Genomic DNA, 15,260 nt, shown 5'->3' on the forward strand with positions numbered 1-15,260 from the left:
TTTGATGTTGATGAATGACCCGTTTGTGGGCTTGATATTTATTTTAATTGCTATTAGCTACGGCTGTTCTGGCTTTTAGATATCCCTCTTTTAAGATCTCAAAAACCCTGGCTTTAAAAGATTGGTACAGTTCATCTTCTACCTCGGCAAGCAGGGCATTGGCAGAAATAGTTCCATTTTTATCCATAACTACAAAATCACGCGCTTCGCTAATCTGGGCAGCGGCTTCTGCAAGCAAGGCATCTAACTCATCATTTGTGATTTTTTCATTGTTTTTAGTCACTGCAATCACCTCTTCCACTTTATTTTGTACAACTTCCTGTTTTAGCATTGGCGGCTCCAAACTTATGGTCTCTAAAACCACTACTCTTCCAATATTTTTTTCTTCGGAAATAGGTGAAATCTGGGGGGCTTCTTTTACATCTAAGCTTTTGTTAAGATGAGAAGCTTCATTCGCTGCTGAAGCTCCTTTATTTATAACAATCTCCTCTGAAGCAATTTGGGTTTCAAGCACAGGTTTTTGTTGCTCTAATATAGGTTTTTCAATGATCTCATTGATTGGCTCTTCAACAACCTGTGGAGTTTCAGAATAATTTAAATTCCAAATAGTACTTCCGGCAATTACTAATATTGCGACTACCGCCGCTACATATTTCCAGGGCTTTGAAGTCCTTTTATTTTCTTCGGCATCTAATTTTGACTCCAGTTTATCCCAGCTTTCGGTTGCGGGAGCTATTCGCCTGCATCCTAACTCTTTTTTGAGTTTTTTTTCGAATCTATTTAATTCCATAATCCGATTTATTTTGTGATTTTAGCTGCGCCTGCAACATCTTTCTTGCTTTAAACAGCTGGGATTTAGAAGTGCCTTCAGAAATATTCAGCATTTCACCTATCTCGAGGTGTTTGTAACCTTCAATAGCATAGAGCACAAAAACCATTTTATAGCCTTCCGGCAAATTATCTATCAATTTTTGAAGGTGCGCAACTTCCAACTCACTTTCCATCTCCCGGGAAACTTCTACTTCTTTTATTGCTTCGTTCCTAAACTCAAATTTTTTATAGGTTCGCAAAAATGAAATGGATTCCCGCACCATAATTTTTCTCACCCAGCCTTCAAAGCTTCCTTTTCCTTCAAAGTCTTTAAGATGGGTAAATACTTTAAAAAAGCCATTAAGCATAACCTCTTCGGCGTGGTGTATATCTTTTATATACTGCCGGCAAACGCTTAGCATTTTGCCAGAATGCAACTCATATAATTCGCGCTGTGCATCGCGATTTTGTTTCGCGGCACGCTTTATAAGCTGAGATTCATTTTTAAAAAGCGGAATTACTTTCACCGAATTATTCAATTAAATGGCCTTCTATTTACATAGACGCAAGAAAGTTACAAAAGGTTGCCTCAATTAGGTTATTTGTTTTCAGTTTTCAACTTAAGTTCTAAAAAACTTACTGAAAATTGGGAGTATACTAATGTCTACTACAATACAAACTGTCACTGCCTACTTCTCTCACTGTCCCCTAAAAAAAATAACGGTACTTAATGTTTTTAATAAAATATTGAGATCGAGAAAGATACTACGGTGTTTTATATAGTAAAGATCATATTGAAGTTTAACCAGGCTATCGGTATGGCAATTTCCATAATCGGCTTTTACCTGTGCCCAACCGGTTAATCCCGGTTTAATCACATGCCTGGTTTCATAAAACGGAATAATTTCAGAGAGTTCTTTTACAAAAACCGGACGCTCTGGCCTGGGGCCAATTAGGCTCATATCTCCTTTAAGTACATTGTAAAATTGCGGAATTTCATCTAACCGGGTACGTCTTAAAATCTTTCCAAAGCGAGTAGTTCTAAGATCGTCTTTACTGGCGTACCTGGGACCATCAACTTCAGCATCTTTTATCATGGTGCGCAACTTAAAAATATTAAAAGGTTGCCCAAATTTCCCTACCCGTTTTTGGGCATAAAATAATTTTCCGCGGTTACTCATTAGATTAATCAAAATGATGAAAGGTAAAATGAGTATAAAAAAGCACAGTCCGAGAATAGAAACAATGATATCAAAAAAACGAAAAAACAGCTGATAGAATTTATTTTTGTTACTTCGGCTAAAAGGAAAATATCGATAAAAATCTTTATCTACGTGTTGCACGGGAATGCGTTTGGTAGCATCTTCGAAAACCTGAACATAATCTTTTATTGGAAAACCAACTTTCAACAAATGATTCAATTGATTATATAAAGGTAACATTAAACCTTCTTTATAGCCACTAGCCACTACAATTTCATTGATATGATGTTTTTTTATTGCCTCTCTTAAATCTTCAGCTTCAAACCTAATAAGTTCACTGGCTGTTATGGTAGATTGTATCCTATCTTCGGTTTTAATATAACCTACTACAACATAATTGGGATCAGATTTTTGTAAATCGGCACTAATAAGATTAATATCAAAGGAATTGCCAACCACCAATACGCGTTTGTAGAACCGGGGAGAGGATATGAAACGAATATATATATAACGCCACACCAGAAGAGGCAACGCGATAGCGAGTAGAAAAAATAGAATTTGCAGCCTGTTTACCGGTAAGCTTGGAGTAAAAAACGGGGTTAACATATAAAATATTACCGTTGTCCCGGTAGTTAATAGCACATTTTGAAAAATGCTATCAAATTTTGAAGCTTTTTGCAGGTCATAAAGTTCAAAAACACTCCCAAAAATATTAAAATAGAGAAGCAATACTAAGGTCCAGGACCAGTTTTGCGCATCTATACGAAAGTAACTAAACTCAAAAATAATACCTACCAGACTTAAACAAATAAGCATAGCAAGAGAATCAAATAAACGCAACAAAATCTTACGTTCAGAAATTTCAAAATGAAAAAGTGGACTCTGGGACATGAATTACTTTCTGGGTTAAAGATAAAATATTTTTGATTTCTGCAACTTTCTCTGGAACAAAGTTCAAAGTTCAAAGTTTCTTTAATTCGCATCGTACTTAATCCTTGCTAACAACAAACCACAAATATTCAGTTCACAGTCGCAGTATTCAGCGAACAGTAAGTAAAAACTATAATCGTAACCTGGGAACAAACACATTTTTAACCAGGACTTTTCTGTTTTGCTGGCTTTCCTCTTATCTTTACGGCATAACTATTTTTTATGGCGGAAGAAAAACTTACCAGGATAAACAAATACCTAAGTGAAATAGGCTATTGTTCGAGACGTGCGGCAGATAAATTGATAGATGCCGGTAGGGTTACTATAAACGGGAAAGTACCCGAAATGGGAACAAAAATTAGTGGCCGGGACTCAGTGCGCATCGACGGAAAATTAGTTTCTGAAGCAGAAAAAAAAGAGCCAAATGTTTATATCGCCTTTAATAAGCCTGTTGGCATTGTTTGCACCACAGATACGCGCGTGGAAAAAGATAACATTATAGATTACATAAATTATCCCAAACGAATTTTCCCTATCGGCCGATTGGATAAACCCAGCGAAGGCTTAATTTTCCTAACTAATGACGGGGATATTGTCAATAAAATCCTTAGAGCAAAAAACAATCACGAGAAGGAGTATATCGTTTCTGTTAACAAACCGATTACCGCAAACTTCATTAAACGTATGGGAAATGGAGTCCCAATTTTAGATACTGTAACCCGAAAATGCGAAGTGGAAAAATTGGGTAAAAATGAATTTAGAATTATACTCACACAGGGATTAAACAGGCAAATTAGAAGAATGTGCGAATATTTAGGTTACAGGGTAACCGCCTTAAAGCGCATAAGGATTATGAACGTTAACCTGGATATGCCGGTGGGGGAATGGCGCGATCTTACAGAAAAAGAGTTGAGAACTATTAAAGATTTAGTAGGGCATTCCAGTAAAACGCATCAAACCGAAAGCGTAAAAAATATAAATACAACAAGACAAAAAAGCAAACAAAGAATTAGCCGTAAAAAACCTTAACACATAATTAGCGCATTTTTTTACAATCGATTAAGTTTTACATGCTAATTTTAAGAGAGTTTAGAATTATTAATGATAAATGACCTAAAATTATGAAAGTGCAGCCATTTCATTTAGCAATTCCGGTTTCAGATTTAGAAAAAGCCAGAAGATTCTACAAAAATATCCTTGGATGTGGTGAAGGCCGAAGTAGCGAGCATTGGGTAGATTTTAATTTTTTTGGCCATCAATTGGTAATTCATCAAAAACCAAAAGAAGAAATTTCAAAAAGCCAAAATAATCCTGTAGATGGTAAAACAGTGCCTATCCCACATTTTGGAGTGGTGCTGGAATGGGATGTTTTTCACGAGTTTGCCAGCCTACTTAAAGCTAAGGAAATCCAGTTTGAAATAGATCCCCACATTAGATTTGAAGGAGAAGTGGGAGAGCAGGCCACGATGTTTTTTAACGATCCCTGTGGAAATGCACTGGAATTCAAAGCTTTTAAGGACAAAAACCAACTTTTTGCAAAATAACCTAAACAGAAAATATGGATAAATTAAAACCGGCATTAGTACGACAAATATTCGTTTTACTCCTATTAGTCTTTTTGGCGGTTTTAATATTTAAAGAAATTATTCCATATTTATCAGGGGTGTTGGGTGCTATTACCCTGTATGTATTATTAAGAAAATGGATGACCAACCTCCGTAACCGAGGCTGGAACCCATCACTTGCCGCAGCACTTTTAATGACGGGTTCATTTATTGGCATCCTGGTACCAATTAGCCTAATCATTATCATGATAACATCTAAGGTGAGTAAAGCTGTAATTAATTCTGAAAGAGTAATACGTGCGGTAAAAGACCAATTAACGCAGGCAGAAACGTATGTTGGTTATAATATAAATGAGGCTATAGATACAAGCTCAATCACGAGCTGGATCTCTGGTAACCTGCAAAATTTGGCCGGGGGCACTTTTGATGCTTTTATTGCCATTGGAGTGATGTATTTTATGCTCTATTATATGCTTATTAAGCGTGATGCCATGAAAAGTTCTTTGATTTCCTATATTCCCCTGGGCAAAGAAAATTTAAAAATTATAGGAGAAGAAAGTGACCAACTGGTGAAATCCAATGCTTTAGGAATACCTTTAGTCGCTATTAGTCAGGGTATAATTGCTTTAATTGGATTTTTAATTCTTGGCGTGCCAGACCCTTTTTTCTGGTTTGTAATTACAGCCATAGGATCTATGATCCCATTTATAGGAACAACAATAGGTATTCTACCTGTAGTTATTCTTTTATTTGCCCAGGGCCACAATTGGCAGGGAATTGCGATGCTCATTTATGGCTTTGTAGTGGTAGGATCTACAGATAATCTCATTAGGCTTTATGTATTGGAGCGTTTAGCATCTGTACATCCGCTTATTACTCTTTTTGGGGTAATTGTGGGAGTTCCGCTTTTTGGCTTTATAGGCTTAATATTTGGGCCTTTGCTTATCTCTTTGTTTTTACTTATTCTAAAAATTTACAAGAAAGAGTACGGCAATACCCACGACCGACTTTAATTAATAACTAATCTAAAAAACAATGACTTATGAATATGTTTAGCAAGAAAAAAGAAGAAATTAATGAAGAATATTTTAAAAAAGGTGTCGCTCAGGTAAATGATGGCGATGTAGATATTGCTGCAAATAGCCAGAAGCAAGCCGAAGATAAAATCATGAATGCCGGGGCTTTAAGAAAATATACCGAAATAGGCAAACTTATGTTCAGCATGCTAAATGACTTTCGCAATGGTAGTTACACCAACATCCCCTGGTTTACTATTGCTTCCATCGCTTTTACCATGCTCTACGTTATTAACCCTTTTGATATTATGCCCGATTTTATCCCCGGAATTGGCTATGTGGATGATTTTGCAATCCTAACTTTCTCCATTCGATTTATGGAAACCGATTTACACAAGTATTTAGACTGGAAATTAGACAGTAATGAAGAATAATTAAACACCACCTACCAGTCTCTAAAAACAAGACCTCATAACATTTTAAAGTTATGAGGTCTTGTTTGTTTAACATCAAAATAGGTTTTATTTTCTATTTTTCTCTGAATTTCTTTTTTTGTGACGCTCTGTAGCCAGAAGCGTATTTTTTAAAAGCATAGATACTGTCATAGGTCCTACTCCACCGGGAACCGGCGTAATATAAGATGCACGTTTGCTTACATTTTCAAAATCTACATCTCCTTTTAGCACATAGCCTTTTTTAGCTTCCTCATTTGGAACGCGGGTAATTCCCACATCTATAATTACGGCATCATCTTTAATCATCTCGGCCTTTAGAAAATCTGGAATACCTACAGCGATAATAATAATATCGGCCTGAGAAGTAATTTGGGTAATATTTTTAGTGAATTCGTGTGTTAAAGTCACGGTAGAATTTCCTGGAAAACCACTTCTTCCCATAAGAATACTCATTGGTCTTCCCACAATATAACTACGCCCAATAACCACGGTATGCTTCCCTTTGGTAGGAATATCATAACGTTCTAATAATTCTAAAATCCCAAAAGGAGTAGCGGGAATAAAGGAGGTCATATCTAAAGCCATCTTCCCAAAATTGGTAGGGTGAAAACCATCTACATCTTTATCGGGATCTACGGCATTTAGAACTTTTTGGGTATCTATTTGGGGCGGTAATGGCAACTGAACAATAAAGCCATCTATATCGTCATTTTCATTAAGTTCTTCAATTTTATCAAGTAATTCAAGTTCACTAATGGTATTTGGAAGTCTGTAAAGCGAAGATTTAAAGCCAACCCGTTCACAGGATTTCACCTTAGCGTTTACATAAGTGAGGCTGGCCCCATCGTTCCCAACAATAATTGCAGCCAAATGAGGAATCTTCTCTCCTCTTTTTTTTATTTTTTCAACTTCAGCAGCAATTTCATCTTTTATATCATTGCTGGTTTTTTTTCCGTCTAAAATAGTCATATTCAGTGTTCAGTATTCAGTCTCGGTTCGCAGTTAGCAATACTCAATCCTTGCCGACTCCAAACCTACCTGGATTATTAATCATAAAGTTTAGAAGTTTTCCAACCTCATTACTCTTTTCTATAAATTTTGTCTTTTTATCTAAATCTAGATATTTGCAAGCATAGGCAAATTCTAACCAACTTTGAGTCTCCGCATTTTCAGCATCAGAGTCAGTTAATTTACTAACAAAATGCTTTGGATACTTCCTCTTTCTATAAGCTTCAGCAACATTTACACATACTGATCTTGAACTCCTTCGTATTTGATCGGTGAGGGAATAAGTTTCTTCTTTAGGAAATCGCTTTGTGGCTTCAAAAATATCCATAGCCAATGAAAAACCAATCTCATAAACTCGTAAAGATTTATAATCCATATTTAAGATTTATTTTTTCTAACTGTCTACTGCGACTGCATACTGCCACTGGGACCACTGCAAACTATTTCATCCCCTTCATCATTTGCATCATTTTTTGGCCACCGCCACCTTGCATCATCTTCATCATTTTTCCCATTTGGTTAAATTGCTTCAGCAGTTGGTTCACTTCCTGCACCGATGTACCAGAACCTTTACTTATTCTTTTCTTACGGCTGGAATTAATAATTTTAGGATTACTTCGTTCTTCTGGCGTCATGGAGTGAATTATGGCCTCGATACCTTTAAATGCATCATCGTCAATATCAACATCTTTCAGCATTTTTCCGGCCCCGGGGATCATTCCCATAAGGTCTTTCATAGACCCCATTTTCTTAATTTGCTGAAGTTGCTTTAAGAAATCATCGAAACCGAATTTATTTTTCGCAATTTTCTTCTGGATCTTCCTGGCTTCTTCCTCATCATATTGTTCCTGGGCTCTTTCAACAAGGGAAATAACATCTCCCATCCCCAAAATCCTATCGGCCATACGGCCGGGATAGAATACATCTAAGGCATCCATTTTCTCACCCGTACCAATAAATTTAATGGGTTTATTTACTACAGATTTAATTGAGATCGCAGCCCCACCGCGGGTATCACCGTCTAATTTGGTAAGGATTACCCCATCGAAATTAAGCCTTTCGTTAAAGGTTTTTGCTGTATTTACCGCATCCTGACCCGTCATAGAATCTACCACAAACAAAGTTTCGTGTGGTTTAATCTCATTGTGAATATTTGAGATCTCGGTCATCATCACCTCATCTACAGCAAGACGACCAGCGGTATCTATAATCACTACATTATGACCATTGGCTTTAGCGTGGGCAATTGCTGCTTTAGAAATAGCCACCGGATCTTGATTTCCTTTATCTGAAAACACCTCTACATCAACCTGTTCCCCGACTACGTGTAACTGGTCTATTGCCGCAGGACGATACACATCACAGGCTACCAATAAAGGTTTTTTGGTCTTTTTATTTTTTAAATATTTCGCAAGTTTTCCCGAGAAAGTAGTCTTACCACTACCCTGCAATCCAGACATTAAAATTACAGAAGGATCGCCCGATAGGTTTATTCCTTCGGCTTCTCCTCCCATAAGGTCGGTTAACTCGTCTTTCACGAGCTTTACCATCATTTGTCCCGGCTTTAATGCTTTTAAAACATCCTGCCCCAGGGCTTTCTTTTTTACGACATTGGTGAAATCTTTGGCAATTTTATAGTTCACATCGGCATCTACCAGGGCGCGTCTTACTTCCTTTAAGGTTTCGGCAACGTTTACTTCTGTAATTTGTCCATGACCTTTTAAAACGTGTAAGGCACTATCTAATTTCTCACTTAAATTATCAAACATAATTTTTCTGTCGTTTATTCCCTTTTTAAGGGGTTAATTTACCAAAGTTTTTAATCCTCTATTTTACCCGAGCTATTAAAAAATTTTCTTCGGAAGTATAAAACTATTTTTCTCCAACCTAGAGTTTTACGTCAAGTTTGGTTTTTATTAAAATTCTTTCGCTAAAATCCAAAACCAAAATATCCAATTAATATTTACTTGCGTAAGTTAGAAAACCTTTATTTCTCTTAAGTTTTACGTCTTTCAATTATAAACTCTATACCTACAAGGTTTCCAAAACCTTGCAGGATAACAATTGGCTTTTTTATTAGCGAATTGCAAATTTAATCATTTGAAATTGAAGTGAAAACTTTTTATTTCATTAGCCCCTCCCAACCTCCCCTAAGGGGAGGAGTCCCATATCGTACTTTTCCTTGATCTCTGGTCTGTGTTCTGTGTTCTGTGTTTAAAGTATTTATTATCTAAATAATTGCAACGAAACAAATTCCCCCCCCTTGGGGGTTAGGGGGCTTTTTACATTCTCTCTGGTACCTGGATTCCCAACAATGCGAAAGAAGATTTAATTACCTCTCCCACACTTTTTGCTAATTGCACGCGTAATGTTTTTTCTGATATATTTTCTGTTCCCAGAATAGTCACATTCTGATAAAATGAATTGAATTCTTTTACCAGATCGTAGGTGTAATTGGCGATTAACGCCGGGCTGTGATTTTCTGCTGCCAATTGAATAGTTTCCGGGTACAATTGAAGCTGTTTGATTAACTCCCGCTCTTTATCGTGAAGCTCATAGTCTTCTGCCGCTGGCTTGCTAAAATCGAAATCGGCTTTTCTAATAATAGATTGAATCCTGGCGTAAGTGTACTGTATAAACGGTCCCGTATTCCCCTGAAAATCTACCGATTCTTCAGGGTTGAATAAAATCCTTTTCTTAGGATCAACTTTTAAGATATAATACTTTAAAGCGCCAAGACCAATTATGCGATATAGCTCTTCTTTTTCAGTTTCAGTATAACCATCAAGTTTTCCTAATTCTTCTGAAATTTTACGAGCAGTTTCAGTCATTTCAACAATAAGGTCATCGGCATCTACTACCGTTCCCTCTCTACTTTTCATTTTTCCACTGGGCAGATCTACCATTCCGTAGCTAAGGTGATAGAGATAATCTGCCCAATCGAAGCCGAGTTTCTTCAGAATTAAAAACAGTACTTTAAAGTGATAATCCTGTTCATTCCCAACGGTATAAACCATCCCATTGATATCAAAATCCTTTACCCGCTGTATTGCAGTCCCAATATCCTGGGTCATATAAACCGCGGTGCCGTCACTTCTCAAAACAATCTTTTCATCCAGGCCTTCATCGGTAAGGTCTATCCATACACTATCATCCTCTTTTCTATAAAAAACACCTTTCTCCAGGCCTTTATTTACAACATCCTTACCTAGTAAATAGGTATCGCTTTCGTAATAATTTTTATCAAAATCTACTCCAAGGGCATCGTAGGTTTTTTCAAAGCCGTCATATACCCATTGGTTCATTTTTTCCCATAAGGCAACCACCTCGGGATCTCCAGCTTCCCATTTTAAAAGCATCTGTTTAGCTTCCACTAAGATAGGAGCTTCAGCTTTGGCAGCTTCTTCAGAAATTCCCTTTTCTTCAATTAATTCAGCAATCTCCTTTTTATATTCCTGATCAAACTTTACGTAGTAATTTCCTACCAATTTATCTCCTTTTATGCCGGCAGAATCTGGTGTTTCTTCATTCCCGAAGCGTTTCCAGGCCAACATAGACTTGCAGATATGAATACCGCGATCGTTAATTATTTGGGTTTTATAGGATTTGTTTCCGGCGGCTTTTAAAATTTCAGCCACAGAAAAACCTAAAAGAATATTTCTTATATGCCCCAGGTGTAGCGGTTTATTGGTATTTGGCGAAGAATATTCTACCATAATCCCTTTAGCGCTGGTTTCCGGAGGTAAAAGTCCAAAATCCTTTTTATCTTTTATTTCATTAAAGAAGTTGAGATAATAGGCATCGCTAAGCACGATATTTAAAAAACCTTTTACCACATTAAACCCCGAAACCTCACTAACATTCTCCTCGAGATATTTACCAATATCTTCTCCCAGTTTCACAGGATTTGTCTTAACCTGGCGCAACATAGGAAAGGTCACTAAGGTAATATCACCCTCAAAATCCTTGCGTGTAGGCTGAAACTCAAAATCATCAATTTCTACATCATATTTTTCTTTGACTGCATTTTTCACGTGAGTCGCCAGGATACTTTGAAGCTTCATTTTTTATATCGGTTTTTAGTTTAAAAGCCCTGCAAAGATAGTAGAAAATAGAATTTTGCCTATCTTTAAGCAAAAACTTATGCTATTAAACATCTCTTATAACCGGTCAAAAATAAAGGAAAAAATAGACGCAGAAGTGGGAAAGACATTTACACTGCTGCAACGTATGAAATTAAACGGCACCGGTTCCCCAAAATTGCACATGACCAACACCTCCATAGACATTCATAATTTAATGGTGTTAGACAGTAATGCCAATACATGCAATGTAGAGATGCGACCCAATGGAATTATTGTTATGTTCCGCTCTTTACTGGAGACCTATGCCCTGGTTATTCCCTATTATAAATTGCACCTATATAAAGGTAAAGCCGAGGAATACAGTATCTACCGAGATCATTATTTTATAAAAGTGAAAGCAAACACGCCGTCAATTCACAAGTTCTTTAAAAAGATTTTAGATTATAAAGCCGATAATGCACCTACTCAAATTGAAGACCTTTAACGTATGTTTAAGCCCATACCAGTATTTTTTATCAAAATGTACTAATTTTGAATAATCGAGACTATCGCTTTCCAAAAGCAAGTCCGCCAATTAAGCATAAAATTCCAAACCCCATCATCGCATAAGATTGGGTTTTATCGCCTTGCGCCTCTATTTGCAGAGGACCGGCATCTATGGCAACTTCTGGAGTAACTAAGGTATAAAGACCATAGCCAATCATTCCCACTCCAATAATGAGTAGTACTATTTTAAGCACGTTGTTCATTTTATAAAGTTTTACTAATCCTACGGCAAAGTAAGGGTTTAATTCCTAATTTAAAGTCAAATTTGATATAAGTGACGAGATAAACGATATATCAACTTGCGAAAATGAGTTCCATTATTATCCATTATAAAAATTTCATTTTGATTTAAACTCACTAGCACATACAATTTATGAGAATACTTCTTACAGGCGCAAATGGATATATAGGTATGCGAATTCTTCCCGAGCTTTTAGAAAAAGGTCACGAGGTAATTTGCGCGGTACGCAGTAAAAGTAGGTTTACGAACGATAAGGAAATTCTTGAGCAAATTGAAATTGTAGAATTAGATTTTTTAAAGGATAAATCGGCACCAGATAAAATTAAAAATATAGATGTTGCTTATTATCTAATCCACTCCATGAGTGGCTCTACCAAAGATTTTGCGAGCCAGGAAGCCCAGGCAGCCAGCAATTTTAATAAGGTTATGGCAGAAACTTCTGTAAATCAAGTGATTTACTTAAGCGGAATTATTAATGAAGAGAAGCTTTCCAAACATTTAAAATCCCGTAAAAAAGTTGAAGAAACGCTTTACAAAGGTGATTTTAATTTAACGGTTTTAAGGGCAGCGATTATTGTAGGATCCGGCAGTTCATCATTTGAAATCATTAGGGATCTTTGTGAAAAACTCCCGGTAATGATTACGCCAAACTGGGTGAAGACCAAATGCCAACCTATATCCATTCGGGATATTATTAAATATCTTACCGGGGTAATTGGCAGGGAGGAGTGTTATAATGATTCTTTTGATGTTGGGGGACCAGACATTCTTACGTATAGGGAAATGATGGAGCAATATGCCGAAGTTAGAAACCTAAAACTATGGATTTTTAATGTGCCGGTGATGTCACCAAAACTTTCCTCCTATTGGCTTTATTTTGTCACCTCAACCTCCTATAAACTGGCGCAAAACCTGGTAGATAGTATGAGGGTTGAAGTTACCACCCGCGACACACGTTTGCAGGAACTTTTAAATGTTGAGCCCGTTCCCTACAAAAAGGCGATTGAATTGGCTTTCTATAAAATTGAACAACACCAGGTGATTTCCAGCTGGAAGGATTCTTTAAGTAGCGGAAGGTTTAAAAAGAACCTCAATGCCTATATAAAAGTTCCTACTTTTGGGTGCTTAAAAGACACCCAAACGGCTAAGGCCAATAATCCAGACGAAGTTTTGGAGCGCATCTGGTCTATAGGCGGCCTTAATGGCTGGTACTACGGAAATTGGCTTTGGAAATTTCGAGGCTACATTGATAAACTTTTTGGCGGGGTAGGATTAAGACGTGGTCGCACTAATCCCGATGAAATTGCCGCCGGGGATTCTTTAGATTTCTGGAGGGTGCTTTTAGCCGATAAAAAAGAAAAACGACTACTCCTTTTTGCTGAAATGAAAGTACCCGGGGAGGCTTGGTTAGAGTTTTGTATCGATGAAAATGACGTATTGCACCAAACCGCTACCTTTAGACCCAAAGGCATTTGGGGCCGTTTGTACTGGTATTCTATGTATCCCTTTCATTATTTTATTTTTGAAGGAATGTGCAATAGCATTGCTAAAAGTAAACCGAAAAACACAGCGTAAATCCTTCTAAAAACCTTAGCTTTCTTATAATCTGATTTTTTAAACTTATCAAGCTAAAATTTATTGTAATTTGGGAAAGTATTTTAAATTCTTATCTAAAAACCCCTTGTTATCCCTGGCTGCGGGAAGCTTGTTTTTACTCGCACTTTTTATCTTTCTATTTACTGAAAGCTTCTATGAACTTATAGAATTCGCTTCTATTTGGGTACGGGAAATCTTTGGTGGGTTTTATTTGTGGTTAGGTTTAATATGCGTGTTTTTCTTACTTTTTATAGCTTTTTCTAAGTTTGGAAAAATTAGACTGGGAAAAACTCCTCCCGAGTTCGACCGGCTCTCCTGGATTGCCATGCTATACAGTGCCGGAATGGGCGCAGGTATTTTATTAAGAGCAGTGCAGGAGCCTGTATTTATGTTTATGAATCCGCCAATTTCTACTGAAAACGCTGCAGAAATAATCTCTTTGGAATATACTTTTTATCAATGGGGATTTACCGCCTGGGCTTTTTATGGAATATTCGCGCTTTTAATTGCCTACAACCTTTTTGTACGCAAATCAAATGTTCTTTTAGGCAGTAGTTTACCACAATTAAAGAAGGTGAAATTTTTACCCGCCGGCGTAAACTTAATTACCATTCTCACCACAGTTTTTGGATTGGTTGCAGCCGTTGGCCTGGGCACTACACAAATAGAAGGTGGGATTAGCCATCTCGTTTCCAAACCTGCCGGTTCACTTTGGCTTATAATTTTATTGGTTTTAGTGATTTGTATTTTAGCCTTTATTTCGGCTTTCGCAGGAATAAAAAAAGGAATAAAACGCATATCAAATTGGAATATATATGTTACATTTTTCCTAATGTTATTTGTCTTTGTACAAATTGACATTCTTTATATGTTTAGCCAGTTTTTCATTTCCCTATATCACTATATTATAGATTTTGTACCTTTAAGTTTAGCTTTGGGCAAACATAACCCCGGCAAAGAATTCCTCACCGATTGGACCTATTATTACTGGGCCTTTTGGCTCGCCTGGGCACCGTTTACCGGAATTTTTATAGCCAGGATTTCCAAAGGCCGGAGTATTAGGGAAATGATTATTGGGGTGTTACTCATCCCCTCCCTGGGCAGTTTCTTTTGGTTTAGTGTTTTTGGTTCGGCTTCCTTTGGACTTATTGAAAGTATGGAAACCTACAATGGGGAATTTGACAGTGTTTTTACTTCTATGTTTCGGTTCTTTGAGGCTTTTCCATTCTCCTACTTTACTAACATCATTACCATAGTACTTTTAATTAGCTTCCTGGTCACCTCGGTAGATTCAGCAATTTTTGTATTGAGTATGTTTAGCGACAAAGGAAAGGAGCAACCCAAAAAGAAATTCCGACTTATTTGGGCTGCTGTAATCCTTATTTTTTCTGAAGCAATTATCGTTTTAGGAAATATAAAGCCAAACAGCGATGTACTCACCGCTATGCAGAAGTTTCTCATTATAAGCTCCCTGCCTTTCGCTCTTTTTACGGCACTGATTATGGTATTGTTTTTAAGGGAATTGTTTAAAAAACATTGATTGATATCATAATGGTTTTAGTTCAGTACTACGTAAATAATATCTTAGATTTTCATTCTGAACCTTTCGACCACGGCTCAAAACTGGCTAAAGTCGAAAGACTCAAAAATAGATCCAGAATACTAACGAAGAAACCTAATTCTAAAAGAGAAGATTCCTCTCCCGAGGCCTCCTTTAGGTTTGTAAAGTACAATTTCACTTATTTAAGAAAGGATGGTAATGATGATGAAAATTTCTTTTTTTGCTTCTTTTTTTCTTTGTTAATA

The 15,260-nt window shown here is 36.8% G+C and carries 16 protein-coding genes; 8 read left to right on the forward strand and 8 right to left on the reverse strand.

Features of this window, described 5'->3' with window-relative positions:
• Positions 1–43: 43 nt before the first annotated feature.
• The 3 genes from BUA71_RS13300 to BUA71_RS13310 all read right to left on the reverse strand — a co-directional run bounded on the left by BUA71_RS13300 (position 44) and on the right by BUA71_RS13310 (position 2,903).
• A complete protein-coding gene (locus BUA71_RS13300; RefSeq protein ID WP_072880598.1) occupies positions 44–790 on the reverse strand; it encodes a hypothetical protein in 747 nt (248 codons plus the stop codon).
• Positions 777–1,337 carry an RNA polymerase sigma factor gene (locus tag BUA71_RS13305; RefSeq protein ID WP_072880628.1) on the reverse strand — a complete coding sequence of 187 codons (561 nt, stop codon included), beginning with the start codon at positions 1,335–1,337 and terminating at the stop codon, positions 777–779. The genes BUA71_RS13300 and BUA71_RS13305 overlap by 14 nt, the downstream gene beginning before the upstream one ends.
• A gap of 171 nt (positions 1,338–1,508) precedes the next feature.
• On the reverse strand, positions 1,509–2,903 hold the full coding sequence (locus tag BUA71_RS13310; RefSeq protein WP_072880600.1) for an exopolysaccharide biosynthesis polyprenyl glycosylphosphotransferase: 1,395 nt from the start codon (positions 2,901–2,903) through the stop codon (positions 1,509–1,511).
• A 261-nt stretch (positions 2,904–3,164) separates the two neighbouring features.
• On the opposite strand from BUA71_RS13310, the gene rluF reads away from it, so the two are divergent.
• The 4 genes from rluF to BUA71_RS13330 all read left to right on the forward strand — a co-directional run bounded on the left by rluF (position 3,165) and on the right by BUA71_RS13330 (position 5,957).
• A complete protein-coding gene (rluF, locus tag BUA71_RS13315; RefSeq protein WP_072880602.1) occupies positions 3,165–3,971 on the forward strand; it encodes a 23S rRNA pseudouridine(2604) synthase RluF in 807 nt (268 codons plus the stop codon).
• Positions 3,972–4,063: 92 nt separating this feature from the next.
• Positions 4,064–4,486 carry a VOC family protein gene (locus BUA71_RS13320; protein WP_072880604.1) on the forward strand — a complete coding sequence of 141 codons (423 nt, stop codon included), beginning with the start codon at positions 4,064–4,066 and terminating at the stop codon, positions 4,484–4,486.
• 14 nt (positions 4,487–4,500) lie between these two features.
• Positions 4,501–5,520 carry an AI-2E family transporter gene (locus tag BUA71_RS13325; RefSeq protein WP_072880606.1) on the forward strand — a complete coding sequence of 340 codons (1,020 nt, stop codon included), beginning with the start codon at positions 4,501–4,503 and terminating at the stop codon, positions 5,518–5,520.
• 29 nt (positions 5,521–5,549) lie between these two features.
• Positions 5,550–5,957, forward strand: a complete 408-nt coding sequence (locus BUA71_RS13330; RefSeq protein ID WP_245812590.1) for a YkvA family protein — start codon at positions 5,550–5,552, stop codon at positions 5,955–5,957.
• An 87-nt stretch (positions 5,958–6,044) separates the two neighbouring features.
• On the opposite strand, the gene BUA71_RS13335 is transcribed toward BUA71_RS13330, so the two are convergent.
• The 4 genes from BUA71_RS13335 to argS form a co-directional block, all read right to left on the reverse strand.
• A complete protein-coding gene (locus BUA71_RS13335; RefSeq protein WP_072880608.1) occupies positions 6,045–6,947 on the reverse strand; it encodes a bifunctional 5,10-methylenetetrahydrofolate dehydrogenase/5,10-methenyltetrahydrofolate cyclohydrolase in 903 nt (300 codons plus the stop codon).
• A 43-nt stretch (positions 6,948–6,990) separates the two neighbouring features.
• Positions 6,991–7,362: a four helix bundle protein gene (locus BUA71_RS13340; RefSeq protein WP_072880610.1), complete on the reverse strand. Its 372-nt coding sequence runs from the start codon at positions 7,360–7,362 to the stop codon at positions 6,991–6,993.
• A 64-nt stretch (positions 7,363–7,426) separates the two neighbouring features.
• Positions 7,427–8,755, reverse strand: a complete 1,329-nt coding sequence (gene ffh / locus BUA71_RS13345) for a signal recognition particle protein (RefSeq protein WP_072880612.1) — start codon at positions 8,753–8,755, stop codon at positions 7,427–7,429.
• A 513-nt stretch (positions 8,756–9,268) separates the two neighbouring features.
• Complete coding sequence (argS, locus tag BUA71_RS13350) at positions 9,269–11,050, reverse strand: arginine--tRNA ligase (RefSeq protein ID WP_072880614.1); 1,782 nt, start codon at positions 11,048–11,050, stop codon at positions 9,269–9,271.
• Between the two features lie 79 nt (positions 11,051–11,129).
• On the opposite strand from argS, the gene BUA71_RS13355 reads away from it, so the two are divergent.
• Positions 11,130–11,555 (forward strand): hypothetical protein, encoded by a 426-nt coding sequence (locus BUA71_RS13355; protein ID WP_072880632.1) that lies wholly within the window; start codon positions 11,130–11,132, stop codon positions 11,553–11,555.
• A gap of 61 nt (positions 11,556–11,616) precedes the next feature.
• On the opposite strand, the gene BUA71_RS13360 is transcribed toward BUA71_RS13355, so the two are convergent.
• Positions 11,617–11,820: a hypothetical protein gene (locus BUA71_RS13360; RefSeq protein WP_072880616.1), complete on the reverse strand. Its 204-nt coding sequence runs from the start codon at positions 11,818–11,820 to the stop codon at positions 11,617–11,619.
• A gap of 170 nt (positions 11,821–11,990) precedes the next feature.
• On the opposite strand from BUA71_RS13360, the gene BUA71_RS13365 reads away from it, so the two are divergent.
• The 3 genes from BUA71_RS13365 to BUA71_RS17725 form a co-directional block, all read left to right on the forward strand.
• Entirely contained in the window at positions 11,991–13,433 is a 1,443-nt protein-coding gene (locus BUA71_RS13365; RefSeq protein WP_072880618.1) for an SDR family oxidoreductase, read from the forward strand.
• A 70-nt stretch (positions 13,434–13,503) separates the two neighbouring features.
• The gene (locus BUA71_RS13370; protein ID WP_083572102.1) at positions 13,504–14,994 is read left to right on the forward strand and encodes a BCCT family transporter; all 1,491 of its coding nucleotides are present in this window, start codon (positions 13,504–13,506) and stop codon (positions 14,992–14,994) included.
• Positions 14,991–15,260 (forward strand): hypothetical protein (locus BUA71_RS17725; RefSeq protein WP_217653620.1); only part of this gene is annotated, 270 nt, incomplete at its 3' end. The genes BUA71_RS13370 and BUA71_RS17725, both read left to right, overlap by 4 nt.

This window comes from Salegentibacter echinorum, from assembly GCF_900129445.1.
Classification (GTDB): Bacteria; Bacteroidota; Bacteroidia; order Flavobacteriales; family Flavobacteriaceae; genus Salegentibacter; species Salegentibacter echinorum.

Bases quoted from the DNA above. Each gene is read 5' to 3' on its own strand.
- argS (WP_072880614.1), bottom strand. From the start codon at position 11,050: ATGAAGCTTCAAAGTATCCTGGCGACTCACGTGAAAAATGCAGTCAAA.
- BUA71_RS13335 (WP_072880608.1), bottom strand. From the start codon at position 6,947: ATGACTATTTTAGACGGAAAAAAAACCAGCAATGATATAAAAGATGAA.
- BUA71_RS13325 (WP_072880606.1), top strand. From the start codon at position 4,501: ATGGATAAATTAAAACCGGCATTAGTACGACAAATATTCGTTTTACTC.
- BUA71_RS13320 (WP_072880604.1), top strand. From the start codon at position 4,064: ATGAAAGTGCAGCCATTTCATTTAGCAATTCCGGTTTCAGATTTAGAA.
- rluF (WP_072880602.1), top strand. From the start codon at position 3,165: ATGGCGGAAGAAAAACTTACCAGGATAAACAAATACCTAAGTGAAATA.
- BUA71_RS13340 (WP_072880610.1), bottom strand. From the start codon at position 7,362: ATGGATTATAAATCTTTACGAGTTTATGAGATTGGTTTTTCATTGGCT.
- BUA71_RS13360 (WP_072880616.1), bottom strand. From the start codon at position 11,820: ATGAACAACGTGCTTAAAATAGTACTACTCATTATTGGAGTGGGAATG.
- BUA71_RS13330 (WP_245812590.1), top strand. From the start codon at position 5,550: ATGAATATGTTTAGCAAGAAAAAAGAAGAAATTAATGAAGAATATTTT.
- BUA71_RS13300 (WP_072880598.1), bottom strand. From the start codon at position 790: ATGGAATTAAATAGATTCGAAAAAAAACTCAAAAAAGAGTTAGGATGC.
- BUA71_RS13310 (WP_072880600.1), bottom strand. From the start codon at position 2,903: ATGTCCCAGAGTCCACTTTTTCATTTTGAAATTTCTGAACGTAAGATT.
- ffh (WP_072880612.1), bottom strand. From the start codon at position 8,755: ATGTTTGATAATTTAAGTGAGAAATTAGATAGTGCCTTACACGTTTTA.
- BUA71_RS13355 (WP_072880632.1), top strand. From the start codon at position 11,130: ATGCTATTAAACATCTCTTATAACCGGTCAAAAATAAAGGAAAAAATA.
- BUA71_RS13365 (WP_072880618.1), top strand. From the start codon at position 11,991: ATGAGAATACTTCTTACAGGCGCAAATGGATATATAGGTATGCGAATT.